This window comes from Xanthomonas axonopodis, assembly GCF_001304695.1.
GTDB lineage: Bacteria > Pseudomonadota > Gammaproteobacteria > Xanthomonadales > Xanthomonadaceae > Xanthomonas > Xanthomonas axonopodis.
Map to the genome: position 1 here is coordinate 12,546 of NZ_JFAQ01000102.1, position 23,037 is coordinate 35,582.

Consider the following 23,037-nt stretch of genomic DNA (forward strand, 5'->3'; position numbering starts at 1 on the left):
CGACCATTATCCGCCTTCCCTCACAGCGGCGACTGCCCGGCGGCGACGGAACGATACGTTGCGGCCAAGGCGTGCAACCAGCGCTCGAACAGGCCCTCGCTGCGCAAGGCGCGTCGCCACCAGCTCAATGCCTCTCCCTCTTCGCCCGGCCGCCATGCCAGATAAAAGGTTTCGTCGGGCTTGCGGGTTTCCACCTGCACCTCGCGTAGCCGGCCCTGCTGCAGCGCACCGCGCGCATACGGTTCGGGCAGAAAGCCGTAGCCGGCGCCGGCCAATTGCAGCAGCAGTTTGGTCTGCATATCGGGCACGGTGAGCACATCGCGCCCGGAGAGCAGCCCGACCGTGCGCGGCAGCAGGCGCCGCGCCGAGTCCGCCACGGCGATCGCACGGTGGTCGGCCAGCTCCGCCGCGCCCAGCAGGCCGGCATCCGCGAGCGGGTACATGGATGCCACGGCAAACACGAACCGCAACGTGCCGATCGGCTCGGCCACATAGCCGCCACCGCTGGGCCCCTCGCCCGCCGCCACGATCAGGTCCACGCGCCTGTCCAGCAGCGCCTCCCAACTGCCCGACAACGACTCGCTCAGCACGCGCAGCCGCGTGCTGTCGGCCACGGTGTAGAAGTCCAGGATCTGCGGCTGTAGCAAGGCCGCAGGCAGCACCGCATCCAGCCCGATCGCAAAATCCGACTCCCAGCCTGAGGCTACCCGCCGCACCCGCACCTCCAGCTCCTGCGCGGCACGCAGCAGGTGGCGCCCCTCGCGCAACAGCTCGCGGCCAGCCTGGGTCGGCGTGGCTTTGGGCCCCACCCGCGCAAACAGCTGCACACCCAGATCCTCTTCCAGTTTGGACACCGTGTAGGAAATCGTCGAAGGCACCTTGAACAGCACCTTGGCTGCGCCAGCGAACGAGCCACGCCGGTCGATGGCATCCAGGATTTGCAGCGCTTCCAGGCTGATTTTCATTGTTCGAAATTTTCGATGATAGCGCCAAAATCTACTCGCTTTTTGTGCCGGACGCAGAGGCGGAGACTACGCATCAAGCCGCTGGACACCGATTCGCCCAGCGCCAATTCCGAATCTTTCAAGGAGAAGCAGCATGTTGAATGTCCGCAAGAGCGAAACCCGTGGCCGCGCCGAACATGGCTGGCTGTCCTCGCGCCACACCTTTTCCTTTGCCAGCTATCACGACCCGCGCCACATGGGCGTTGGCCCGCTGCGGGTGATCAACGAGGACAAGGTGCAGCCGGGCGAAGGCTTCGGCACCCACGCACACCGCGACATGGAGATCATTTCCTACGTCCTGGGCGGCGCGCTGCAACATAAGGACAGCATGGGCACCGGCTCGGTCCTGCATTACGGCGACGTGCAGCGCATGAGCGCCGGCAGCGGCGTGACGCACAGCGAGTTCAATCACTCAGCCAGCGAGCCCGTGCACTTCCTGCAGATCTGGGTATTGCCCGAGCGTGCCGGCATCGAGCCAAGCTACGAAGAAAAGCACTTCGATGCCGACAGCAAACGCAATCAGTTGCGCCTGATCGCCTCGCCAGGCGGTGACAACGGCTCGCTGCGCCTGCACCAGGACGCACGCCTGTATGCCTCGATCCTGGATGGCGAGGCGCGTCTGCAGCAGCCGCTGGCCGAAGGCCGCATTGGCTATGTGCAGGTGGCCCGCGGCAGCCTGAGCGTCAACGGGCAGGCACTGTCGGCTGGCGACGCGGTACAGATCGTCGGCGAGCCGGAAATCGTACTGGCCGACGCACGCGATGCCGAAGTCCTGGTGTTCGACCTGCCCAAGTAAGCAACCAGGGCTGGATGGATGGCCTACCCGCCCAGGATTCATGTGCGATGCGCTGGTCAGTGCCGAAACAGACAAAGCCCGCTCACGCGCGCCTTGTGTTGTGCGAAGCCTCTTGGAGTTGGCCAGCCGTGACATGGCAGCTCGTGGGTCGTGGCTTGCACCCTGTACCTTCGCACCCAAGATCCATGAGACGGAAATGCGACTCGCGACTGCGGGTTGCGATCTGCGCTTTACAAGTTGCCAATCGCAGTGCGCATCATCAGTGCAACGGTCTGTATGTCATCGCAGCGACGCTGATGGCAGCGAATACCTCCGCACCGCAGGTTTGACCACTTGCGCCGAGATGCACTACAACGTAGTTGCAAGATCTCAGGGAACATCACTATGTCGCGTATGCGACGCAGTGAACCATCATCACGCCACCCTCGATGTTGCGCGCCGCGCAGCCTGCGCATCGACCTGCACTGGCGCACAATCCGCCCCGCCATCCGCATCGCCATTGACCAAGGCGAACAGCGCATCCGCATCGCCTTCCAGCACGCGCGCCGAACGCGCCAGGTCGCCAACCATTTGCGCCTGGTCGCGCGCCTGCACGCCGATCGACTGCAACGCGGTGTTGGCGCTGGAAATGTCCAGCGCCTGATCATGGCTGGCGGCGGCGATCTGCTCCACGGTCGCAGTGACGCGCAGTACCGAGGTCACCATGTCCTGCATCACCACACCGGCCTGTTCGGCCAGGCGCGAGCCATCGCCGACCTGATCGGTCGCATTGTCGATCAAGGACCGGATCTCCCTGGCCGACACGCTGCAGCGCTGCGCAAGGCTACGCACTTCGGTCGCCACCACCGCAAAACCGCGTCCCTGCTCGCCTGCCCGCGCCGCCTCGACCGCAGCGTTCAGGGCCAGGATGTTGGTCTGAAATGCGATGCCGTCGATGACCTCGATGATCTGACCAATGCGGTCGGTCGCCGAGCGGATGCCGGCGGTGGTCTTGACCACGTCGGCAATGACGTCGGCACCGCGCCGCGCCATCGTTGCCGAGTCTTCGGCCATGCGCCGCGCCGAACCGGCATTCTCGGAATTGGCCCGCACCGTTGCGGCCAGCTGATCGATCGTGCTCGAGGTCTGCGCCACGGCAGCAGACTGCGTAGACACGCGACTGACCAGCTCCTGGTTGCTTACGGAAATATGGTGCGCCTCGCGCTGCACGTTCTGCGCAATGCTCATGGTCTGCAGCATCAAATCGCGCATCCGTTCGGCCGAACGCACCTGGTCGGTGACGTCGGTTGCGTATTTGACCACCTTGTAAGGCCTCCCGGAGACATCCATGATCGGGTTGTAGGAGGCCTGGATCCACACCGCACTGCCATCCTTGCGCAGTCGGCGATAACGTCCCGCATCAAACTGGCCGCTTGCCAGCTTCGCCCAGAACTGCCGGTACTCATCGGATGCGCGGTAGGCGGCATCCACGAACACGCTGTGGTGCTGACCGATCGCCTCGGCCGCCGGGTACCCCATGATGGTCAGGAAGTTCTCGTTCGCCCCAAGCACGTTGCCTTCCAGGTCGAACTCGATCACCCCCATGACCTTGTCGATCGCCCGGATGCGCCCGTCCGCATCGGCCGAATCGACCACCTGACGGGTCACGTCGGTGGCGTACTTGACTACCTTGTACGGACGCCCGTGCCCGTCGAGCACAGGGTTGTAGGACGCCTGGATCCACACCTCCCTGCCGTCCTTGCCGATGCGACGATAGCGGCCCGTATCGAAGGCACCGCGCCCGAGCGAATCCCAGAACGCGCGATAGGCAGCCGACTGGCGCGTACCGGCATCGACGAACATGCCATGGTGCTTGTCGCGAATCTCCTCGAGCCGGTAGCCCATCACTTGCAAAAAGTTTTGGTTGGCCGCGAGCACCGTGCCGTCCAGCGAGAACTCGATGACGGCCATCACCTTGTCGATAGCGTCGATACGCCCCTCGAAATCGGCTGTCTGGCGGACCTGCGCAGTGATGTCGGTGGCGTACTTCACCACGCGATACGCCTTGCCGGATCGATCCAGCAACGGGTTGTAGGAGGCATTGATCCACACCTCGTGCCCGCGTTTATCCAGCCGGCAAAAGCGCCCGGCATTGAAGTCGCCGCGCCGCAGCCCCTCCCAGAAGTGCCGATAGCTTTCGCTGTCGCGATCTGCGGCCGTCACGAACATGCGGTGGTGCTGACCGACCACCTCGTCCAGCCGATACCCCATCAGGGCCAGAAAGTTCGGGTTTGCATCCAGAATGCGACCGTCCAGGTCGAACTCGATCACCGCCATCACCCGGTCCACCGCTGCCACCTTGTGGTGCAGCCCGCGACCCCGGAAGGAGAACACTCGTCCAAGCAGGTGCGATAGGCGCATCACGTCAACATCCGAGATATGGTTCACGTCCTTAGCGACCCATGCGTCGGTTACTTGACCCCCACCACGTGCCGCATCTACAGGGCGGTTCAGATGTGTAAGGCAGAGGCGGCGCGCTCTGCGCGCAGCGTTAATGACACCCGCCTTGAGTTCCTTTCGTGGCATCCCGGGCAGGCGATCGCTATGGTGTAAGACTCAATCGCTGCACTGCCAACCTCGATCGCCGGACATCGATAGGCTTTTCACGCTAGGTCATCGATCCTGGTCTTGGTTTTGGTCTTGATCCTTACTCCTTGATGATTCAGACGAGTGGATTGGTGCACCGATCCACTCACGGCAGCGACAGATCAATGCTCAATCTTTAGCGTGGAAGCAGCGCTGCCATTCGCCTGGCGCCTGCATGCGCAGAGCAGCAGAAACCGGAAGCGTCCAAGACGCCATCGATACGAGGCTTTATCGCTTACGTCGGCGCCTCTCGCTCGATGCGCCGCACGGCACGCTGGCGTACAAGACGTTGGATTGCCGCCTCATCGCGTGTCGTGCGCCCATGCCTGCAAGCGCATGCCACAACCATGCGGATGGAACGACATGTCGCAGAGCTGCGCCGAGATCTGTCGGACTGGCAGCGAGCAAGCAGGGCAAGACCTCTTCGTAAGCAAGCAATGCAACTCGCGATCGCACTGCAGGCGCCTAACGCCTGACTATCGACTGTAGAGCGATGCGAGCAGACAAGGTCCTCGCCAACTAGCAACTCTCATGCTTGAGATGTGTGAGCTGGTGAGAGACGCGAAAAATCGTGGCAAACCTCCGGCCAGCAGTCGAGCTCAGAGCCGGCCCTTCCGCAAGCACTGTTGCCACTGGCGACGCGCACAGCATTACCCTTTCGCCGCGCAGGCTGCTAGCCAGAGTACGCTCCAGGACGCGTCTGCAGAATCGAGCTGAGGTCAGCGAGCACCTGCGGATGCCGCAGAAACCGGAACGACGCTCAGTGCCGCAGTGCCGGGCGACGCTCTCAACCCAATATCGCCTTCTCGACGAACGCACGGCACAAATAAAAACGCCCGCAAATCATTGATTTGCGGGCGTTTAGAACACTGGCGGAGCGAGAGGGATTCGAACCCTCGATAGAGCTTTTGACCCTATACTCCCTTAGCAGGGGAGCCCCTTCAGCCACTCGGGCATCGCTCCAGTTTTTTGCTACCTGCCGCAGTGTCTGTGGCAGGCCGCGAAGAATACCGGGTAAGAGGGGCTAACGTAAACCCTTGACAACGATCAATTCGAAGAATTGTCGCCGTGATGTGCGCCGGAGGCAACCGGCTCATCCCCACGCTGGATGCGCTGATAGATTTCTTCGCGATGCACAGCCACATCCTTGGGTGCAGTGATACCGATACGCACCTGATTGCCCTTGACGCCGAGAACCGTCACGGTGACCGAGTCGCCGATCATCAAGGTTTCGCCTGCCCGGCGAGTGAGGATCAACATTTTGTAAATCTCCTGGAACCGGTGGATTTCCCACCAGCATCGACGGCCTCCTGAGTGAGACGCGTCCTACGTAAAGGGAATAGACCCGAAATGGTAGCGGGACATCCTGCTAGCCAGCAAGGCATAGCAGGACAAGTGTTCAGCCCAAGTGTTGCTTGACCCAGAGGGGGACACCGTCGAATGCAGTCGCAAGGGCGGGCCCGTCCTCGCCACCACCCTGGGCGAGATCCGGACGGCCACCGCCCTTGCCGCCGATTTGACTGGCGATATGGCCGAGGAGTTCCCCTGCTTTCACCTTGCCAGTTGGGCTGCCGTTCACACCAGCGACAAGCGCCACCTTGCCGCCCGAAGCGCCCGCCAGCACGATTACCGAATCGCCGAGCTGTTGCTTCAGGCGATCCATCGCATCGCGCAGCGCCTTAGCATCGAAGCCTTCCAGACGCACTGCCACCACCTTGACCCCGGCAACATCGATCGCGCCAGCGCCCAAATCGGCAGTCGCACCCGACGCCAACTTGGCCTTGAGCGATTCGAGCTCGCGCTCCAGCCGCTTCTGACGCTCGGTCAGTGCGCGCACCTTATCCACCACCTCGGTGGTGTTGCCGCCGAGCAGATTCGCCGCTTCGAGCAGGCGACGCTCCTCGTCAGCTACATAGTCCAATGCGCCCTGCCCGGTCACCGCTTCGATACGACGCACGCCCGACGACACGCCGCCTTCGGAGGTGATCTTGAACAAGCCGATGTCGCCGGTGCGGGTGACGTGGGTACCGCCACACAGCTCGGTGGAATAGCCGCCCATCTTGAGCACGCGGACGTTTTCTCCGTACTTCTCGCCGAACAGCGCCATCGCGCCGAAATCCAGCGCCTCCTGCATGGCCATGTTGTGCACTTCCACACCATGGTTGGTGCGCACTTCAGCGTTGACCTTGCGCTCGATCACAGCGAGCTCGTCCGCAGTGATCGGCTGAAAGTGCGAGAAGTCAAAGCGCAGGCGATCAGGCGCAACCAGCGAGCCCTTCTGTTGCACATGCGTTCCCAGCACTTCGCGCAGGGCGGCGTGCAGCAAATGCGTTGCCGAGTGGTTGAGGATGGTTTTCCCGCGACGTTGCGTATCGATCCCGCCGGCAAGCACATCGCCAAGCGCGACCGCGCCTTCGCTGATGCGACCGACATGCCCGTGGAACTGGCCGGCGAACTTCTGCGTATCGGTCACTTCGATCGAAACACCGGGGCCGCTCAGCTGACCACTGTCGCCGACCTGGCCACCCGACTCGGCGTAGAACGGCGTGCGATCGGTGAACAAGATCACCTCATCACCTGCTTCCGCACGTTCGACCGGGCGGCCCTGCTTGACCAGTGCCACGACCTTGAGGGCATCGGCATCGTGCGCTTCGTAACCCAGGAATACGGTCGGCGACATGCTGGCGACCAGGTCCGCCGGCAATGCGACGCCGCCGCCGAACTTGCCAGCCGCACGTGCGGTCTCGCGCTGGCGCTCCATGGCGAACTCGAAGCCCTCCAGGTCCACGCGCATGCCGCGCTCGCGCGCGATGTCGGCAGTCAGGTCGACCGGAAAGCCGTAAGTGTCGTACAGCCGGAACGCGTCGGCCCCCGGGATGATGTCCTGCGAGCGCGATGCGACCTCGTCGAAGATCTTCATGCCGGCATCCAGCGTTTCGGCAAAGCGCTCTTCTTCGGCCAACAGGGCGCGCGCCACGGTGGCCTGTGCCACCACCAGCTCGGGATAGGCTTCGCCCATCAGCTCCACCAACGTGGGCACCATCTTGCTGAAGAACGGCTGGCGCACGCCCAACATCCAGCCATGGCGCAGCGCACGCCGGATGATCCGACGCAGCACATAACCGCGCCCTTCATTGGAGGGCAGCACGCCATCGACGATGAGGAAGGAACAGGCGCGGATGTGATCGGCGATCACCCGCAGCGACTTGTTCTCCAGATCGGTGATGCCGGTCAGTGCACTGGCCTTGCCGATCAACACCTGGAACAGGTCGATGTCATAGTTGGTATGGACGTGCTGCAAGATGGCAGCTAGACGCTCCAGACCCATGCCCGTGTCCACGCACGGCGCCGGCAGCGGCACCAGGGTGCCGTCGGGCTGGCGGTCGAACTGCATGAAGACCAGGTTCCAGATCTCAATGAAGCGGTCGCCATCTTCATCCGGCGACCCCGGCGGGCCACCGGCGATGTGATCGCCGTGGTCGAAGAAAATTTCGGTACACGGGCCGCAGGGGCCGGTATCGGCCATCTGCCAGAAATTATCCGAGGCGTAAGGCGCACCCTTGTTGTCGCCGATGCGCACGATGCGGCTTTCCGGGATGCCGATCATGTCGCGCCACAACGCGAAGGCTTCTTCGTCGGTGTGGTAGACGGTGACCAGCAGGCGGTCGGCCGGAAGCTTCCAGACCTGGGTCAACAGTTCCCATGCCCAGGCGATGGCGTCCTTCTTGAAATAATCGCCGAACGACCAGTTGCCGAGCATTTCGAAGAAAGTGTGGTGGCGCGCCGTGTAGCCCACCGAGTCCAGATCGTTGTGCTTGCCACCGGCACGCAGGCAGCGCTGTACGTCTGCAGCACGCACGTAGCTGCGCTTCTCCGCGCCAAGAAAGACGTCCTTGAACTGGACCATGCCGGAGTTGGTAAACAGCAAGGTGGGGTCGTTGCCCGGCACCAGCGGCGCAGATGGCACGATGGTGTGTGCCTTCCCCTCGAAGAACGCGAGGAAGTCACGACGGATCTGAGAAGTGCTGAATTTGGCAGGTGCGTTCATGTGCTGGCATTGGGCGGGCGGCAGTCCCGGTCACCCAATGACATGTGGGCGCAGATGAGCGGAACAACCTGAAACCACGAAGGGTAGCAGGCCTGACGCCCTCAGTCCTCAAGGTCGAAGCGCGTGGCGGCGCGAATGCTGTTGCCGTCGAAACCCCGCCGGGCCAGCAGATCGGCAGCCTTGCGCCGCTGCGGAAGGTCGATTGGGCCTTGTTCGCCGAACCGCCGGCGGATCAGGTCGCGCGCGTTTTCGGTCCAATCCCCTTCAAAGGTCGCCAGGGCGGCACTGATGGCCTCGCTATCGAGGCCATGGGTTCCGAGCTCGGCACGAATATGCAGCGGGCCATAACCCGAACCGGCGCGATTGCGCACCACTGCAGCAGCGAAACGGGTGTCGTCCTGCCATCCCTCGTCCGTGAGCCGATCGACAGCCGCTTGCGCCGCATCTGGCTCGATCCCGCGGGCCAGCAGCTTGCGGTTCAATTCCTTACGCGAATGTTCGCGCTGCACCAATAGGCCGAGTGCGCGCTGGAGCGGCGTCTGTTCCTTGAACCGGCGCCCCCGCTTTGGTGCGGGCTCTTGCTCGTCCATCGTTGAGGTGCCTCGAATCGCCAAGATCAGTTACGACATCAATGCGCCGTCCATGGCGCCTGCCCTCCTGGCCTTCGATAGATCTACCGCGAGAAGCGACAGCACTGACTCCGCCGTCCTCGCGATAGAAAAACTTCAAACACGCTCGACTTGCTGCCCCAGCGCCAGGCAGGCGTGGGGGCAATGGCGCGGTCGCGTACCGCGCGAGCTCCGTCCATCGCTCACCAACAGCATCACCGTCACCGTCACCGACTCCAGGCGAACCCGCTCCGGTGACTGGCGATGTTGTGCAGCTGCAACTTATTCCTTGTCTTCGTCGTCGCCTGCCTCGCGCGGTGCTTCGGCAGGCTGGAACTTCTCCCGCAGCTCGGCTTCCAGCCGGGCTGCAACCTGCGGGTTGTCGCGCAGGTAGGTCCGCGCGTTGTCCTTGCCCTGCCCGATGCGCTCATCGCCGTAGCTGTACCAGGCGCCAGCCTTGTCGACCAACTTGGCTTCCACGCCCATGTCGATGAGTTCGCCCTCGCGGCTGATGCCTTCGCCGTAAAGGATTTCGGTCACGACCTGCTTGAACGGAGGCGCCAGCTTGTTCTTGACCACCTTGATCTTGGTCTGGTTGCCGATGATGTCGTCGCCCTTCTTGATCGCACCGATACGGCGGATATCCAGACGCACCGAGGCGTAGAACTTCAGCGCATTGCCGCCGGTGGTCACTTCCGGGCTCTGGCCCGGCATCATGACGCCGATCTTCATGCGCAGCTGATTGATGAAGACCACCAGCGTGTTGGAGCGCTTGATATTGCCGGTGAGCTTGCGCAGCGCCTGGCTCATCAGGCGAGCCTGCAAACCTGGCAACTGGTCGCCCATCTCGCCTTCGATTTCCGCCTTCGGCGTCAGTGCAGCAACCGAGTCGACTACCACGATATCAACCGAACCCGAGCGCACCAGCATGTCGGCAATTTCCAGCGCCTGCTCACCGGTATCGGGCTGCGACAGCAGCAGGTCGTCGACGTTGACGCCCAGCTTGGCCGCATAAATCGGGTCCAGTGCGTGCTCGGCATCGATGAAGGCAGCGGTGCCGCCTTTCTTCTGGCACTCGGCGATGACCTGCAGGGTCAAGGTGGTCTTGCCGGAGGATTCAGGACCATAGATTTCGACCACGCGGCCCTTCGGCAGGCCGCCGATTCCCAGGGCGATATCCAGCATCAGCGACCCGGTCGGGATGACTTCGACCGCCTCAATGACGCGGTCGCCCATACGCATGACCGAGCCCTTGCCGAATTGCTTTTCGATCTGGCTCAGTGCGGCGGAAAGGGCGCGCTTCTTGTTCTCGTCCATCTGGGTGATCCTCGTCAGTGATTTTCGGTATGGGGCTAATGTAGCGGCGGTGTATCGCACAGGCTGAGACTGCAGGCGACACACTCAAATTAGGGATGCGGAAGGCCCCGTGGCAGCGGGGAATCCTGCGGCGCCAGCTCGGAGAAACGCCGGCACGGCCATCGGCACAGACCTCAGCGGTTAGGCCTCAACAGCCCGCAATACAGGCCTTCAATCGCGAAATCCTGATCCGGTAGCACCTCGATGGGCGCGTAGTCTGGATTGCGCGGCAACAGCCGGATGCGGTCCTTGCCGATCTTCAGCAGCTTCACCGTGATTTCCTCATCGATTCGCGCCACCACGATCTGCCCCGAGCGCGCGTCGCGGGTGCGGTGCACGCCGATCAGATCGCCGTTGAAGATGCCTTCGTCGCGCATCGAATCGCCTTGCACCTTGAGCAGATAATCTGGCGACGGCGAGAAAAACACCCGATCCAGTACAACGAAGTCGTCCGAGCCGATATCGGCGCCAATCGGCAGACCTGCGGCCACGCGGCCCAGCACCGGCAGACGCAGCACGTCGTCGCGAGCGGTCTCGCTCACAGGAGCCGTGCGTGTCTGCGCAGCATGCCCGGCCAGCCGTATCCCACGAGCCTGGCCTGGGACGCGGCGGATCGCACCCGCATGCTCCAGCGCTTCGAGGTGATATTGCGCCGCGCGGACGCCCTTGAAGCCGAACGCGCGCGCGATTTCAGTCTGCGACGGCGGAACACCATCGGCATCGATGCGCTCGGCGATCAAGGCCAGGATTGCTTGCTGGGTATCGGTCAGGTCCATGGTTAGTAGTATTACTACTAACGAGCGTCTGCGCAAGTGTTCGTCGCGCCCTGCCCGCACGCCACCAGGATGCCGCGCTTAGTGCGCTAGCGCCGGCTTCGCCAGATCGAAAACAGGATCCAGATGCCGCATAGCGCCGCGCCGATGAAACCGCCTACGCCCAGCGCGAGCAACCAGCGGCTGGCGCTTCCGCCGACGCTATTCATGACGATCGAGGAGCCGATCACCAAGGCGGCAGTCACGATACCCATCGTGAGGCGGTTGGCGGCGCGGTCGACCTGCTCGCCGAACTCGCGCAATGCGCGTGTTTCGATCTGAAGCTGCAGCTTGCCGCGGCGTGCGGCTTGCAACAGGCGCTTGAGGTCGCGTGGCAGATCGCCGATCAGATCGATCGCACCAGTCACGGTCCGCCGGCCGCGCCGCACGATGGCGCGCGGCGCATAGCGCTGCAACACCACGCGTTCCAGATATGGGCGCGCCTCGGTGGCCATGTCGAAGTCCGGATCGAGCTGGCGCCCCATGCCTTCGAGGGTGAGAAACGCCTTGATCATCAGTGCCAGATCCGATGGCAGCGTCAGCCCGTGATCGCGCAGGATGGAGGTGACGTCGCCGAGCATTGCGCCGATGCGCAGTTCTTTCAGCGGCACGCCGCGATACTCGTCGACGAACGCACCGATGTCCTGCTGCAGACGTGGCTCGTCGATCTCCAGGCTGGTACCCGCCCATTCCAGCAGCACGTCGATCACCGCTTCGGCGTCGTAACTGACCATGCCATGCAGCAGTTGCGCGACCTGAAACCGACGCTGCTCGGAGACGCGCCCCACCATGCCGAAATCGATGACCGCGATGCGCCCGTCGCGCAGATAGAAAATATTGCCCGGATGCGGATCGGCGTGGAAGCAGCCGTCTTGCAGCACCATCTTGAGCACGATGCCGGCACCGGCGCGCGCGAGCGCCTTGCGGTCCAGGCCGGCTGCGTCGACGGCGAGCAGATCGCGCCCCGGAATGCCATCGATGAATTCCTGCACGTTGAGCGACTCACAGGTCCACTCCCAGTACACCGCCGGCACCACCACCTGCGCGTCGTGCGCGAAGTTGGCGGAGATACGTTCGGCGTTGCGCCCCTCGGCAGCGAAATCCAGCTCGCGCCGCAGCGAGACGGTGAATTGCTGCACCACCTCGGCGGGACGATAACGCTTGAGATCCGGCGCGCGGGTTTCGACGATTTCGGCAAGCCGCGCGAGCAAGCGCAGGTCGGCATCGATGGTGTCGCCGATACCGGGACGCCGGATCTTCAACACCACCGGCGTGCCATCGACCAACCACGCGCGGTGCGTCTGTGCGAGCGATGCGGCCGCCAGCGCTTGTTGGTCCAGGCGCGCGAAGACGCTTTCCGGCTCCATGCCCAGCGCAGCAACCAGCTGTGGGCGGATCCGCTCGAACGGCAGCGCCGGCACCGCGTTCTGCAGCTCGCTCAATTCTTCGATCCACTTCGGTGGCAGCAGATCCACGCGCGTGGCCAGCACCTGTCCGAGTTTGACGAAGGTGGGCCCAAGCTCTTCCAGTGCACGCCGCACGCGCATCGCTGCGGACATGCGCAAACGGCCTTCGGCGTTCTGCCAATGCAACAGCCTGCCGGCGCGCTCGAGCACATCGGCCATGCCGATACGGCGCACCACATCACCGAAGCCGTAGCGAATCAGAACCGAGGCGATTTCCTGCAGCCGCCCAAGATCACGTACCGTGCCGAGTGCTTCCCACATCAGTGCACCGCCTGCGAGCAGGCTGCGCTCAGACGCTGCGCGACACTGCACTGCACAGCAGCCTGCAGCGCCGGGGAAGATGAGATTGAGGCAAGCAGCGAACGCATTGGCACACTAGGCGGTGACGAGACTTTGTTTGTAGCCGATCTGCCCGCCGCTGTCGCGCCCTCACCCGCTCCAAGCTCAGCGCAGGTTGCAATGCGTTACGTAGCGCACCTGCAAGATGCCGCGTGCTTTCGTCAGGTGCATGCACCTCAATCGCGCAGTCGCAAGGTCAGGCCATCGCGGCGTGGCGCACGCAGAAACGCGTTTTGCGAAGTGGGCTGCAGTGGCTTGTCGATGACGAGCTGCCGATAGGTTTCTTTGGGCATGCGGCACTGCCTCAGCACTTCGGCTTTGCTGCCGCGCGATATCACGCTCAAAATGGCGCATACCATGAAGCTATTGCCAAACGCCATCCAGCGAACCTGCCGGTAGTTAAAGCAACGCGCTCAATCCACGCAGCGCTGCAGCCACGGTTTGACGCCGTACTGCATCGCGGTCGCCATTGAAGTGGAACAGTTGCGCCGCGGCATAACCGCCGCGACGTTTCCAACCGATCCAGACCGTGCCGACCGGCTTGTCGTCGCTGCCACCGCCGGGCCCGGCAATGCCGGTTACCGCCACCGCGATGCTCGCGCCGGAATTCACCAGCGCGCCAGAGACCATTTCGATCACCGTTTCGCGACTGACCGCCCCATGCACTTCCAGGGTCTGTGGGCGGACGCCGAGCAGCGCCTGCTTGGCCTCGTAGCTATAGGCGGCCATCCCGCAATCGAACCAATGCGAGGAGCCGGCGACATCGGTCACTGCCTTGGCGATCCAGCCACCAGTGCAACTCTCGGCAGTGACCAGGCGCTCGCGCGCGGCGAGCAATTGCTGCCCGAGAGCTTCGGCCAGCTGCTGCAGTTCGGAATCGGCGGAAAAAGACATGGGCACGGCAAGGAGGGGGCAGCTGACGTTTTAGCCCAATTCGTCGCGCCTGTCTGCCGCTGGCGCCGATTTCGGCTGGGCGTGAGGTGGCCCAGGTTCAGTGGCGATGTGCGGCCGATACGGCACGCTGGGTCTGCACGGGCTTGTAGGTGCGCCGAATTGCATGCCGCACGCGGTCAACGTACAGCGCCGCCTCCAGACTACCGAATCACTGCAGCTAGCGCACCGCATCACTGAGGCCAGGCGTGCGCCGCTTGAGCGCACGATTGCCCTCTTCCGCAGCACCCACTAGCCGTCCGGGGTTTCTGTCAATTCCGGCTGACCAGGAGGAGGCCTGGCAACTGCCGCACAGCGACCCGGTATGCCCTTGCCCCCTTTGCTTTGAAGCAGCAGCACAGTCGTGGACTACCGACCGCGCCGCTTCCATCACGCTTCCCAGTCTTCGCGACGATCCGGCAGCATCGCGCGCAGTGGTGCCCCGTCCTCGCTGGCGGCCAATCGCTCGGCCTCGACCATCGGCAGATCGACCTCGAGCAGCCAACCGTCTTCGTCGGTTTGCTTATTGCGCACCACTTCCAGCTGATGCAGCCTGGAACGCAGGCGGCCGGCAGACGGTGGTAGCCGTAGCTGGCCGGTCAGGTGGCGCAGATCCAGCCGCTGGCCGAGCGCATGCTGCAATTCTTCCAGCCCACGCCCGTCGCGCGCCGACATCCACACACGCTCGCGGCGTGCCGGGTCAGGAATGCCGTCCTGCACGTCGTGGCGCACCTCGGCGCCTTCGATCTTGTCGATCTTGTTGAATACCAGCAGCTGCGGCAGATCGCCGGCACCGACGGCCTGCAACACTTCATCGACCTGCAGGATGCGTTCTTCGCGCAACGGGTCTGCTGCATCGACAACGTGCAGCAACAGATCGGCATCGCGCGCCTCCGACAGCGTGGAGCGGAACGCGGCCACCAGTTCGTGCGGAAGATCGCGCACGAAGCCGACCGTGTCGGCAAGGATCGCGCTGCCGCCGGGCAACGCAATGCGTCGCACGGTAGGGTCGAGCGTGGCGAACAATTGATCTGCCACGTAAGCCTCTGCACCGGTCAACACATTGAACAGCGTCGACTTGCCGGCATTGGTGTAACCGACCAGTGCAATCCGTGGCAATTCGCTGCGCATCCGTGCACGACGCATCTGGGTGCGCTGCACCTCGACCTTTTCCAGCCGCTGCTGCAACTGTTCGACGCGTTTTTGCAGCAGGCGGCGGTCGGTTTCCAGCTGGGTTTCGCCCGGGCCGCGCAGGCCGATGGAGCCACCGCGCTGACGCTCCAAGTGGGTCCAGCCACGCACCAGCCGCGTGGCCATGTGACGCAACTGCGCCAGTTCCACCTGCAGCTTGCCTTCGTGGCTACGCGCACGTTGCGCGAAGATGTCCAGGATCAACCCGGTGCGGTCGATCACACGCCGCTCCAGATAGCGCTCCAGGTTGCGCTCCTGGCCAGGCGACAGGGTGTGATTGACCAACACCAGATCGGCACCGGTGGCCTCGGCTGCGGCCTTGACCTCTTCCAGCTTGCCGCTACCGATCAAGGTCGACGGGGTGGGCTTATCGATGCGTGCGGTGAGCGTGGCGGCGACGGTGGCGCCCGCCGACTTTGCAAGGTCGGCGAACTCCTCCATCACATCCTCTTCGGCAGGCCCGCCGGAGTGGGTCTGTATCAACAACGCGTGTTCACCCTTGCGGGACCGATCAAACACGCACTACTCCGTTACTGCTCGACGTCGTCATCTTCCGCCTGATTGCCTTCATTGGATTGCACATACCCACCACCCGGCCCCACGCGCACGTTGCGCGCCGGCACCACCGTGGAAATGGCGTGCTTGTACACCATCTGACTCACGGTATTGCGCAGCAGGACCACGAATTGGTCGAACGATTCGATCGTGCCCTGCAGCTTGATGCCATTGACCAGATACACCGACACGGGCACCCGCTCGCGCCGCAGCGCATTGAGGAATGGGTCCTGTAAAGATTGCCCCTTAGCCATCGAAAAATCCTCTTCATTATTGTTCTTATTGTTCCGGTCGACACCTGCCATCCCCAGCCGGCCCCGGAAACGGGATGTTACACGCCTGAAGCCTGCCGTACAGCCGGACGATCAGCGAGGAAGCCGACAATTGCGGCCTCCAATTGATCGCGGTCACGCTGCGGGTCGAACCAGCGCGCGTCGAGCTCGCCGCGCAGCCAGGTGAGCTGACGTTTGGCCAGTTGCCGGGTCGCCTGGATCGCCTTGTCGCGGAACTCGGCCAGGCTGCCAGCCCCGTCCAGATACTCCCAGGCCTGGCGGTAGCCGACCGCGCGCACGGCCGGCAGGTCCAGCGGCGCTGACACCGCCTGCATCTGCGGCAGCGCGCGCAAACGCTGCACTTCTCCCAGAAAATCCTGCGCCAACATCGCATCCATCCGGTGTGCGATGCGTGCATGCAGCACCGCGCGCTCGCGTGGCGCCAAGACCACCTTCAACACGCGCACCGGCAGGCGCGGCCCTGGCGGTAGCGCTTGCCACTCACTGATCGGCCGACCGCTGATGCGGTAGACCTCCAGCGCCCGCTGGATCCGCTGCGGGTCGGTCGCATGGATGCGCGCTGCCACAACCGGGTCCACACGAGCCAGTTGTGCGTGCAAACCGGCCCAACCGACCTGTTTCGCTTCGGCTGCGATGGAGGCACGCACGGCCTGGTCGGCCTCGGGCAGGTGCGACAAGCCTTCCAGCAGCGCACGAAAATACAGCCCCGTGCCGCCGGCCAGAATCGGCAACCTGCCGCGTGCCACGATCTGCGCGATTGCTTGGCGTGCGTCGGTGGCGAACTCCGCTGCCGAGTACACCTGCCAGGGATCGCGCAGGTCGAGCAGATGATGCGGAACCGCCGCGCGCATCGCCGCGTCCGGCTTGGCCGCGCCGATCTCCAGGCCGCGGTACACCAGCGCCGAATCGACGCTGACGATTTCTCCATTCCAGCGCTCTGCCGCTTCCAGCGCCAGCGCAGTCTTGCCGCTGGCAGTGGGGCCCATCACGGCGATCGCCAGCGGGCGTTGGTCGACAGGCATCAGTCCTCGTCCGGCCAACGAAACGTGGGCGCAGCGAGCGCGCTGACACGCGGGACGGGAATGGCCGCCATCGCCTTCCACACCGTCAACGCATCCACGGTTGCGGCCACATCGTGCACGCGCAACAGCAGTGCACCATGTTGCGCGGCGATCAGATGCGCGGCCACCGAGCCGTGCACCCGCTCGGCAGCGATCTGGCGCCCGGTCAGCTCGCCGATGCTGCGCTTACGCGACAGCCCGGCCAGCACCGGCAAACCGAATTCCTGCAAGCGCTGCAGCTGCGCGAGCAGGGTGAGGTTGTGCGTGATGGTCTTGTCGAAGCCGAAGCCCGGGTCCAGGACCAGCCGGCGCTTGTCGATGCCGGCCATCTCGGCAGAGAAGATGCGCTCGGCCAGAAACCGGTGCACGTCACCCACGACATCGTCGTAGTGCGGCGCATCCTGCATGGCATGCGGCGCGCTGCGCGCATGCATCAGGACCACCGGCACGCGCAAATCCGACGCCGCATCCAGCGCACCGGGCGAACGCAGGGCATAGACGTCGTTGATCATGCCGGCGCCGGCCGCGACCGCCGCGCGCATGACCTCCGGTTTGAACGTGTCCACGCTGATCGGCACGCTGGTGCGCAGGGCCAGCGCTTCGATCACCGGAATGACCCGCTGCAATTCTTCTTCCACCGAGACCGCCGTGGCGCCCGGGCGGGTCGATTCGCCGCCGATATCCAGCACCGCAGCGCCCTGCTCCACCAGCGCCAACCCATGCGCGATCGCCGCGTCGCAGCTCGCATGCTGGCCGCCGTCAGAGAACGAATCGGGGGTGACATTGACGATGCCCATCACCTGCGGCGCATCCAGTCGCAGACTGCGGCCGGCGCAATCCAGTGTGAGGGCGGTATCGAACATCGGCGGTGTCTCCTGGGATGGTGGTGGTCGCCCACACGTGGGCATGGCTGCAGCCCGATAACGCATCAAGGCCGGGAATCGCTCCCCGGCCTTGATGGACGCCTCGCAGATCAGTGCACGGCCGGCCTAGAGTTGCTCGGCGGGTCCGGCGATGGGCGGCAATGGACGCGGGCTACCCTTGTCGTTATTGTTGCCTCCGTCCTTGTCGGACTTGCCCCAACCCGCCGGCGGCGGCGGCTCGCGGCCTTCCATGATGGCGTCGATCTGAGGCACGTCGATGGTCTCGTACTGCAGCAACAGCTGCGACATGGCATGCAGCTTGTCCAGATTCTCGGTAAGGATGGTCTTGGTCTTGCTGTAGGCCTTGTCCAGGATCGAGCGCACCACTTCGTCGATCTTGCGCGCGGTCTCGTCGGAGACATTCTTGTGCTGGGTCACCGAACGGCCCAGGAACACCTCGTCCTCTTCCTCGCCATAGGCCACCGGGCCGAGTTCGTCGGACAAACCCCATTTGGTGACCATGTTGCGCGCCATCTTGGTGGCCCGCTCGATGTCGTTGGATGCACCGGTGGTGACCTTGTCGCCGCCGAATATCAGCTCTTCGGCAACACGGCCACCGTACAGCGAGCACAGCTGCGATTCGATCGCCACGCGATTCATCGAATAGCGGTCGCCTTCCGGCAGATACATCGTCACGCCAAGGGCGCGGCCGCGCGGAATGATGGTGACCTTGTAGACCGGGTCGTGCTCCGGCACCAGGCGGCCGACGATGGCGTGGCCTGCCTCGTGATACGCGGTGAGGGTCTTCTCGTCCTCGCTCATGACCATGGAGCGGCGCTCGGCACCCATCAGAATCTTGTCGCGGGCACGGTCGAAGTGGTTCATGCGGACTTCTTTTTCGCTGCCACGCGCCGCGAACAACGCTGCCTCGTTGCACAGGTTGGCCAAGTCGGCACCCGAGAAACCCGGGGTGCCGCGGGCGATGACCATCGGCACGACATCGTCGGCCAGCGGCAGCTTGCGCATGTGCACGCGGAGGATCTGTTCGCGGCCCTTCACGTCCGGCAGCCCGACCACGACCTGGCGGTCGAAACGGCCCGGACGCAGCAGCGCCGGGTCCAGCACGTCGGGGCGGTTGGTGGCCGCAATCACGATCACGCCTTCGCCGCCTTCGAATCCGTCCATCTCGACCAGCAGCTGGTTCAAGGTCTGCTCGCGCTCGTCATGCCCGCCGCCGAGACCGGCGCCGCGATGACGGCCCACCGCATCGATTTCGTCGATGAAGATGATGCACGGCGCGTGCTTCTTGGCCTGCTCGAACATGTCGCGCACGCGGCTGGCGCCGACGCCGACGAACATTTCGACGAAGTCGGAACCGGAAATGCTGAAGAACGGCACCTTGGCCTCGCCGGCGATCGCCTTGGCGAGCAGGGTCTTACCGGTACCCGGCGGGCCGACCATCAACACGCCGCGCGGAATCTTGCCGCCCAGCTTGGTGAACTTGGTCGGGTCGCGCAGGAAGTCCACCAACTCGCCGACTTCCTCCTTGGCCTCGTCGCAACCGGCAACGTCGGCAAAGGTGATCTTGATCTGGTCCTCGCCCTGCAGCTTGGCGCGCGACTTGCCGAAACTCATCGCACCCTTCGCGCCGCCGCCACCGCCCTGCATCTGGCGCATGATGAACAGCCAGAAGCCGATGATCAGGATGACCGGGAGGAAATTGAGCACCAACGACCAGAAGCCAGGGCCCGTTGACGGCTTCTGACGGGTCATTTCGATGTTCTTGCTGTACAGCACGTCGACCAGCTTGTCGTCGCGCGGACCGTAGACGGTGGCTTCGCTGCCGTCGGTGCGCTTGAAGCGGATCGCGTTGACGGCCAGATTGGTCTCATCGGTGTAATCCACCGATTTGACGCGCCCGGAGTCCACTTCCTTCAGGAACTGGGTGTAGGTGATCGAGTCGGCACCGACGCCGCCCGCCATCCGCGGCGAGAAGCTCTGGAAGACAACCATCAGCACAACTGCGACGACCACCCACAGCAGCAGATTCTTGGTCAAGTCGTTCATCCTCATTGGCTTCGGTGCCCTCTACTCTTCGATGCTTGAAATACGGTGGTCATTGGCAGCTTACTTGATCTGGACACGCTTGCCCTGACCGAGCGCATAAACTTCCGGGGAGCGCTTGCGCGAGGCCGCCGGTTTACGGATCGTCACCTTCTCATAGCGGCGGCGAAGCTCGCGAATGTAGTCGTCGGACCCGACACCCTGGAACAGCTTGATCAAAAATGCCCCGCCCGGCTTGAGGTGGGTGTCGGCAAATTCCATGGCAAGTTCCGCCAGGTGCATAATCCGCGGTTGGTCGACCGCATCCATGCCACTCTTATTGGGGGCCATATCCGACAGCACAAGGTCCACCGGCACATCGCCCAGCATCGCCTCGAACTGGGATAGGACGGCCTGCTCCCTGAAGTCGCCGTGAAGGAACTCCACGCCCGCCAGGGCCGGCATGTCCAGGATATCCAACGCCACCACCCGGCCGCTGTCGCCCATGGACTTACGCACCTGCTGTGACCAGCCGCCCGGTGCGGCACCCAGATCCACCACCACCATGCCGGGCTTGAGCAGTCGGTCGCGCTGCAGCAGCTCCTCCAGCTTGTAGGCCGCGCGCGAGCGCATGCCCTCGGCCTGGGCCTTCTTCACGTAAGGGTCGGCGAAGTGTTCCTTGAGCCAGCGCTGGCTGCTTTTACTGCGGGAAGCCATTGGCAAAGGGGTCCGAACGGGTCGCCATGATACCCTGAATGCCCTTTGCTCCCCTTCGATCCTGCATGTCCATTGTTCTCACCTCCGCCCAGAACCGTTTCCTGCGCGGTCAGGCCCACGACCTCAAAGCCTTGCTGCAGACCGGCGGCAAAGGGGTCACGCCGGCATTTCTTGCAGAACTCGAGGAAGTGCTCGAGCGCCACGACTGGTCAAGGTGAAGGTGGCATCGGAGGATCGCGAGACCCGTGATGCGCTGATTGCCGAGCTGATCGAGCAGACCGGCAGTTCGTTGGTACAGCGCATCGGCCACGTCGCCATTCTGTATCGCCCCAGCAAGGAAAAGCGCCAGATCGTCCTGCCGCGAAGCTGAGCCAACGAGTTCGTCATGCCTTTAAGTCAGGAACATCCCGATTACACCTATGCGCTGCGCGCGGCCGACGGCCGCCACGCCAAGGTGAACGACCAGATCCTGCAGCAGAGCTTCATCCTGATGCCGGATGAGCTGGTGGAGCACTGGCCGGTCCAGACGCTGGAGCACCTCCAGGCCAGCCACATGGAGGCGGTGCTGGCACTCAACCCAGTCGTCATCCTGCTCGGCACTGGCAAACGCCAGTTATTTCCCAAGGCCGACCTGCTGGCGGCCTGCCTGACCCGCGGCATCGGCCTGGAAGCAATGACCAATGCCGCCGCCGCACGCACCTACAACGTACTGGCCAGCGAAGGCCGGCGGGTGGCGTTGGCGATGGTGTTGCCGGGCTGATTGGTTGGGACGGGATTTGGGAATCGGGATTGGGGATTCGCAAGAGCGAGCCGCAGTTCGCGTTGCCATCAGGCGAAGAGCGAGATCGAATCGTGGTGCCTCGCCGGCACTAGAAAGCGAGAACACTCTGGACGCGCACGTTCAGCCCAAGGTCGTTGCGAATCCCGAACTTACTTCTTCGGCAGATACAGCAGCGGATCGACCGGCTTGCCGTTGTAGCGGATCTCGAAGTGCAACATGTCGCGGGACGCACCACTGCGGCCCATTTCGGCAATTTGCTGCCCTGCCTTGACATTCTGGCCTTCGTTGAGCAGGCGCTTGCGGTTGTGACCGTATGCAGATAGCCACTGGTCGTTGTGCTTGATGATGATCAACTCGCCGTAGCCGACCAGGCCGGCCCCGGAATACACCACCACGCCATCGGCGGCGGCACGCACGGCCTGGCCGCTGGTGCCGGCGATATCGACGCCCTGCTTGGTGGTTTCGCCAGTGACGAAGGTGCCCACCACGACGCCATCGGCCGGCCAACGCCAGGAAAATCCGCTACTGACCGGTGCGGCGATCGGCGCAGCAGGGCGCGGCGGCGCCACGGTGCCGCCAGCCACCGGCGCGCTGCCACCCGGCTTGCTGGCACCGGGCGGATACAACTTGAGCGTCTGGCCGGGATAGATGGTGTTCGGGGAAGACAGGCCATTCCAGGCGGCCAGGTCCGCGGCGGTGATATTGGTCCGGCGCGAGATTGCGTACAGGGTATCGCCACGCTGCACGTTGACGGTGGCACCCGGACGCGGCACCGAAGGGCGCGGCGCGGCGCTGGGGCGCGACGACGATCCGCCACCGTTCGCTCCGGACGAACGCACCACGGTTGCGCTGCTACAGGCGGTCAGCCCGACGGCGACTGCGAGCATGACTGCTGTCTTGCGTACCGAATTCATCTGCGTCTTGCTCATCCGTTGGTTGTCTTCCACACCAGCCAGCCCGCACCGACCGCCAGCACCGCCATTGCAACCCAGCCCAGCGGCTCGATCCAGCGGTGCAACGCCGCTTCGGCCCGTGCGCCGCCCAGGCGGATGGCACCGGCCACCAGGTACACGCGCTTGCCGCGCCCCACCAGCATGCTGGCGATGAATGGCAGGATCGGCACGCCGACCACGCCCGAGGCCCAGGTGAAGATCTTCAGCGGGATCGGGGTGAACCCGACCAGGACCAGCGCCCAGAACGCCTTCCACGGCGATTCGGCCACCAGGGTGCGCAGGGTTTCGATCTGCTGCTGGATCTTTGCGCTCCAGCCCAGCCATTCGATCAGCGGCTGCAGCGCGGCGAAGGCGAAATGGCCGAGTAAATAACCGACCAGGGCGCCGCAAATCGAGCCCAACAGACTTAAGGTCGCGAACCAGAGCGAGCGCTTGGGCTCGGCCAGCGACATCGGTGCCAACATCACTTCCGGCGGCACCGGGAAAATGAAGCCCTCGACGAAGCTGAGACCGGTCAGCAGCGCGGGTGCGCGGCGATGGCGCGACCAACGGATGGCCACGTCGTACAACGGCCCAAAAATCTTCATCGAAGAACT

General features: G+C 63.8%; 19 protein-coding genes, 1 tRNA gene and 1 pseudogene. 3 read left to right on the forward strand and 18 right to left on the reverse strand.

Annotated elements, in window-relative coordinates; translation table 11 throughout:
* Positions 1-20: 20 nt before the first annotated feature.
* Positions 21-965 (reverse strand): LysR family transcriptional regulator, encoded by a 945-nt coding sequence (locus tag XAXN_RS10470; protein WP_054319503.1) that lies wholly within the window; start codon positions 963-965, stop codon positions 21-23.
* A gap of 133 nt (positions 966-1,098) precedes the next feature.
* Here XAXN_RS10470 and XAXN_RS10480 point away from each other — a divergent pair, with 133 nt between their 5' ends.
* A complete protein-coding gene (locus XAXN_RS10480) occupies positions 1,099-1,800 on the forward strand; it encodes a pirin family protein (protein ID WP_054319505.1) in 702 nt (233 codons plus the stop codon).
* Positions 1,801-2,214: 414 nt separating this feature from the next.
* On the opposite strand, the gene XAXN_RS10485 is transcribed toward XAXN_RS10480, so the two are convergent.
* The 15 genes from XAXN_RS10485 to rlmE all read right to left on the reverse strand — a co-directional run bounded on the left by XAXN_RS10485 (position 2,215) and on the right by rlmE (position 20,707).
* Complete coding sequence (locus XAXN_RS10485) at positions 2,215-4,173, reverse strand: methyl-accepting chemotaxis protein (RefSeq protein ID WP_054319506.1); 1,959 nt, start codon at positions 4,171-4,173, stop codon at positions 2,215-2,217.
* A gap of 1,122 nt (positions 4,174-5,295) precedes the next feature.
* Positions 5,296-5,388, reverse strand: a tRNA-Ser gene (locus XAXN_RS10490).
* Between the two features lie 84 nt (positions 5,389-5,472).
* Entirely contained in the window at positions 5,473-5,685 is a 213-nt protein-coding gene (gene csrA / locus XAXN_RS10495) for a carbon storage regulator CsrA (RefSeq protein ID WP_054319507.1), read from the reverse strand.
* A gap of 139 nt (positions 5,686-5,824) precedes the next feature.
* The gene (gene alaS / locus XAXN_RS10500) at positions 5,825-8,473 is read right to left on the reverse strand and encodes an alanine--tRNA ligase (protein ID WP_054319508.1); all 2,649 of its coding nucleotides are present in this window, start codon (positions 8,471-8,473) and stop codon (positions 5,825-5,827) included.
* A 101-nt stretch (positions 8,474-8,574) separates the two neighbouring features.
* The gene (gene recX / locus XAXN_RS10505) at positions 8,575-9,063 is read right to left on the reverse strand and encodes a recombination regulator RecX (protein WP_054319509.1); all 489 of its coding nucleotides are present in this window, start codon (positions 9,061-9,063) and stop codon (positions 8,575-8,577) included.
* A 300-nt stretch (positions 9,064-9,363) separates the two neighbouring features.
* Entirely contained in the window at positions 9,364-10,398 is a 1,035-nt protein-coding gene (gene recA, locus XAXN_RS10510) for a recombinase RecA (RefSeq protein ID WP_054319510.1), read from the reverse strand.
* A gap of 173 nt (positions 10,399-10,571) precedes the next feature.
* Positions 10,572-11,213 carry a transcriptional repressor LexA gene (gene lexA / locus XAXN_RS10515; protein WP_054319511.1) on the reverse strand — a complete coding sequence of 214 codons (642 nt, stop codon included), beginning with the start codon at positions 11,211-11,213 and terminating at the stop codon, positions 10,572-10,574.
* An 86-nt stretch (positions 11,214-11,299) separates the two neighbouring features.
* Positions 11,300-12,976 carry a 2-polyprenylphenol 6-hydroxylase gene (ubiB, locus tag XAXN_RS10520; protein WP_054319512.1) on the reverse strand — a complete coding sequence of 559 codons (1,677 nt, stop codon included), beginning with the start codon at positions 12,974-12,976 and terminating at the stop codon, positions 11,300-11,302.
* Between the two features lie 477 nt (positions 12,977-13,453).
* Complete coding sequence (locus XAXN_RS10530) at positions 13,454-13,948, reverse strand: CinA family protein (RefSeq protein WP_042822117.1); 495 nt, start codon at positions 13,946-13,948, stop codon at positions 13,454-13,456.
* A gap of 426 nt (positions 13,949-14,374) precedes the next feature.
* Positions 14,375-15,694 (reverse strand): ribosome rescue GTPase HflX, encoded by a 1,320-nt coding sequence (hflX, locus tag XAXN_RS10535; protein ID WP_054319514.1) that lies wholly within the window; start codon positions 15,692-15,694, stop codon positions 14,375-14,377.
* Positions 15,695-15,705: 11 nt separating this feature from the next.
* Positions 15,706-15,984 carry an RNA chaperone Hfq gene (gene hfq, locus XAXN_RS10540; RefSeq protein ID WP_005915027.1) on the reverse strand — a complete coding sequence of 93 codons (279 nt, stop codon included), beginning with the start codon at positions 15,982-15,984 and terminating at the stop codon, positions 15,706-15,708.
* Positions 15,985-16,061: 77 nt separating this feature from the next.
* Positions 16,062-17,045: a tRNA (adenosine(37)-N6)-dimethylallyltransferase MiaA gene (gene miaA / locus XAXN_RS10545; RefSeq protein WP_054319515.1), complete on the reverse strand. Its 984-nt coding sequence runs from the start codon at positions 17,043-17,045 to the stop codon at positions 16,062-16,064.
* The gene (gene folP / locus XAXN_RS10550; RefSeq protein WP_054319516.1) at positions 17,045-17,947 is read right to left on the reverse strand and encodes a dihydropteroate synthase; all 903 of its coding nucleotides are present in this window, start codon (positions 17,945-17,947) and stop codon (positions 17,045-17,047) included. The genes miaA and folP overlap by 1 nt, the downstream gene beginning before the upstream one ends.
* Before the next feature lie 126 nt (positions 17,948-18,073).
* Complete coding sequence (gene ftsH / locus XAXN_RS10555; protein WP_054319517.1) at positions 18,074-20,014, reverse strand: ATP-dependent zinc metalloprotease FtsH; 1,941 nt, start codon at positions 20,012-20,014, stop codon at positions 18,074-18,076.
* 60 nt (positions 20,015-20,074) lie between these two features.
* Positions 20,075-20,707: a 23S rRNA (uridine(2552)-2'-O)-methyltransferase RlmE gene (gene rlmE, locus XAXN_RS10560; RefSeq protein WP_054319518.1), complete on the reverse strand. Its 633-nt coding sequence runs from the start codon at positions 20,705-20,707 to the stop codon at positions 20,075-20,077.
* A 65-nt stretch (positions 20,708-20,772) separates the two neighbouring features.
* On the opposite strand from rlmE, the pseudogene yhbY reads away from it, so the two are divergent.
* A pseudogene (gene yhbY / locus XAXN_RS10565) lies at positions 20,773-21,077 on the forward strand (ribosome assembly RNA-binding protein YhbY).
* A gap of 15 nt (positions 21,078-21,092) precedes the next feature.
* Positions 21,093-21,467, forward strand: coding sequence for an Mth938-like domain-containing protein (locus XAXN_RS10570; protein ID WP_054319519.1), 375 nt, complete (start codon positions 21,093-21,095; stop codon positions 21,465-21,467).
* A 170-nt stretch (positions 21,468-21,637) separates the two neighbouring features.
* On the opposite strand, the gene XAXN_RS10575 is transcribed toward XAXN_RS10570, so the two are convergent.
* Both XAXN_RS10575 and XAXN_RS10580 read right to left on the reverse strand, forming a co-directional pair.
* The gene (locus tag XAXN_RS10575; RefSeq protein ID WP_054319520.1) at positions 21,638-22,417 is read right to left on the reverse strand and encodes a peptidoglycan DD-metalloendopeptidase family protein; all 780 of its coding nucleotides are present in this window, start codon (positions 22,415-22,417) and stop codon (positions 21,638-21,640) included.
* Positions 22,414-23,028 carry a YqaA family protein gene (locus tag XAXN_RS10580; protein WP_042822105.1) on the reverse strand — a complete coding sequence of 205 codons (615 nt, stop codon included), beginning with the start codon at positions 23,026-23,028 and terminating at the stop codon, positions 22,414-22,416. The genes XAXN_RS10575 and XAXN_RS10580 overlap by 4 nt, the downstream gene beginning before the upstream one ends.
* Between the last annotated feature and the right edge of the window lie 9 nt (positions 23,029-23,037).

Bases quoted from the DNA above. Each gene is read 5' to 3' on its own strand.
- XAXN_RS10530 (WP_042822117.1), bottom strand. From the start codon at position 13,948: ATGTCTTTTTCCGCCGATTCCGAACTGCAGCAGCTGGCCGAAGCTCTC.
- csrA (WP_054319507.1), bottom strand. From the start codon at position 5,685: ATGTTGATCCTCACTCGCCGGGCAGGCGAAACCTTGATGATCGGCGAC.
- miaA (WP_054319515.1), bottom strand. From the start codon at position 17,045: ATGCCTGTCGACCAACGCCCGCTGGCGATCGCCGTGATGGGCCCCACT.
- ubiB (WP_054319512.1), bottom strand. From the start codon at position 12,976: ATGTGGGAAGCACTCGGCACGGTACGTGATCTTGGGCGGCTGCAGGAA.
- folP (WP_054319516.1), bottom strand. From the start codon at position 17,947: ATGTTCGATACCGCCCTCACACTGGATTGCGCCGGCCGCAGTCTGCGA.
- XAXN_RS10570 (WP_054319519.1), top strand. From the start codon at position 21,093: ATGCCTTTAAGTCAGGAACATCCCGATTACACCTATGCGCTGCGCGCG.
- recA (WP_054319510.1), bottom strand. From the start codon at position 10,398: ATGGACGAGAACAAGAAGCGCGCCCTTTCCGCCGCACTGAGCCAGATC.
- lexA (WP_054319511.1), bottom strand. From the start codon at position 11,213: ATGGACCTGACCGATACCCAGCAAGCAATCCTGGCCTTGATCGCCGAG.
- XAXN_RS10575 (WP_054319520.1), bottom strand. From the start codon at position 22,417: ATGAGCAAGACGCAGATGAATTCGGTACGCAAGACAGCAGTCATGCTC.
- recX (WP_054319509.1), bottom strand. From the start codon at position 9,063: ATGGACGAGCAAGAGCCCGCACCAAAGCGGGGGCGCCGGTTCAAGGAA.
- hfq (WP_005915027.1), bottom strand. From the start codon at position 15,984: ATGGCTAAGGGGCAATCTTTACAGGACCCATTCCTCAATGCGCTGCGG.
- rlmE (WP_054319518.1), bottom strand. From the start codon at position 20,707: ATGGCTTCCCGCAGTAAAAGCAGCCAGCGCTGGCTCAAGGAACACTTC.
- XAXN_RS10480 (WP_054319505.1), top strand. From the start codon at position 1,099: ATGTTGAATGTCCGCAAGAGCGAAACCCGTGGCCGCGCCGAACATGGC.
- alaS (WP_054319508.1), bottom strand. From the start codon at position 8,473: ATGAACGCACCTGCCAAATTCAGCACTTCTCAGATCCGTCGTGACTTC.
- XAXN_RS10580 (WP_042822105.1), bottom strand. From the start codon at position 23,028: ATGAAGATTTTTGGGCCGTTGTACGACGTGGCCATCCGTTGGTCGCGC.
- XAXN_RS10470 (WP_054319503.1), bottom strand. From the start codon at position 965: ATGAAAATCAGCCTGGAAGCGCTGCAAATCCTGGATGCCATCGACCGG.
- ftsH (WP_054319517.1), bottom strand. From the start codon at position 20,014: ATGAACGACTTGACCAAGAATCTGCTGCTGTGGGTGGTCGTCGCAGTT.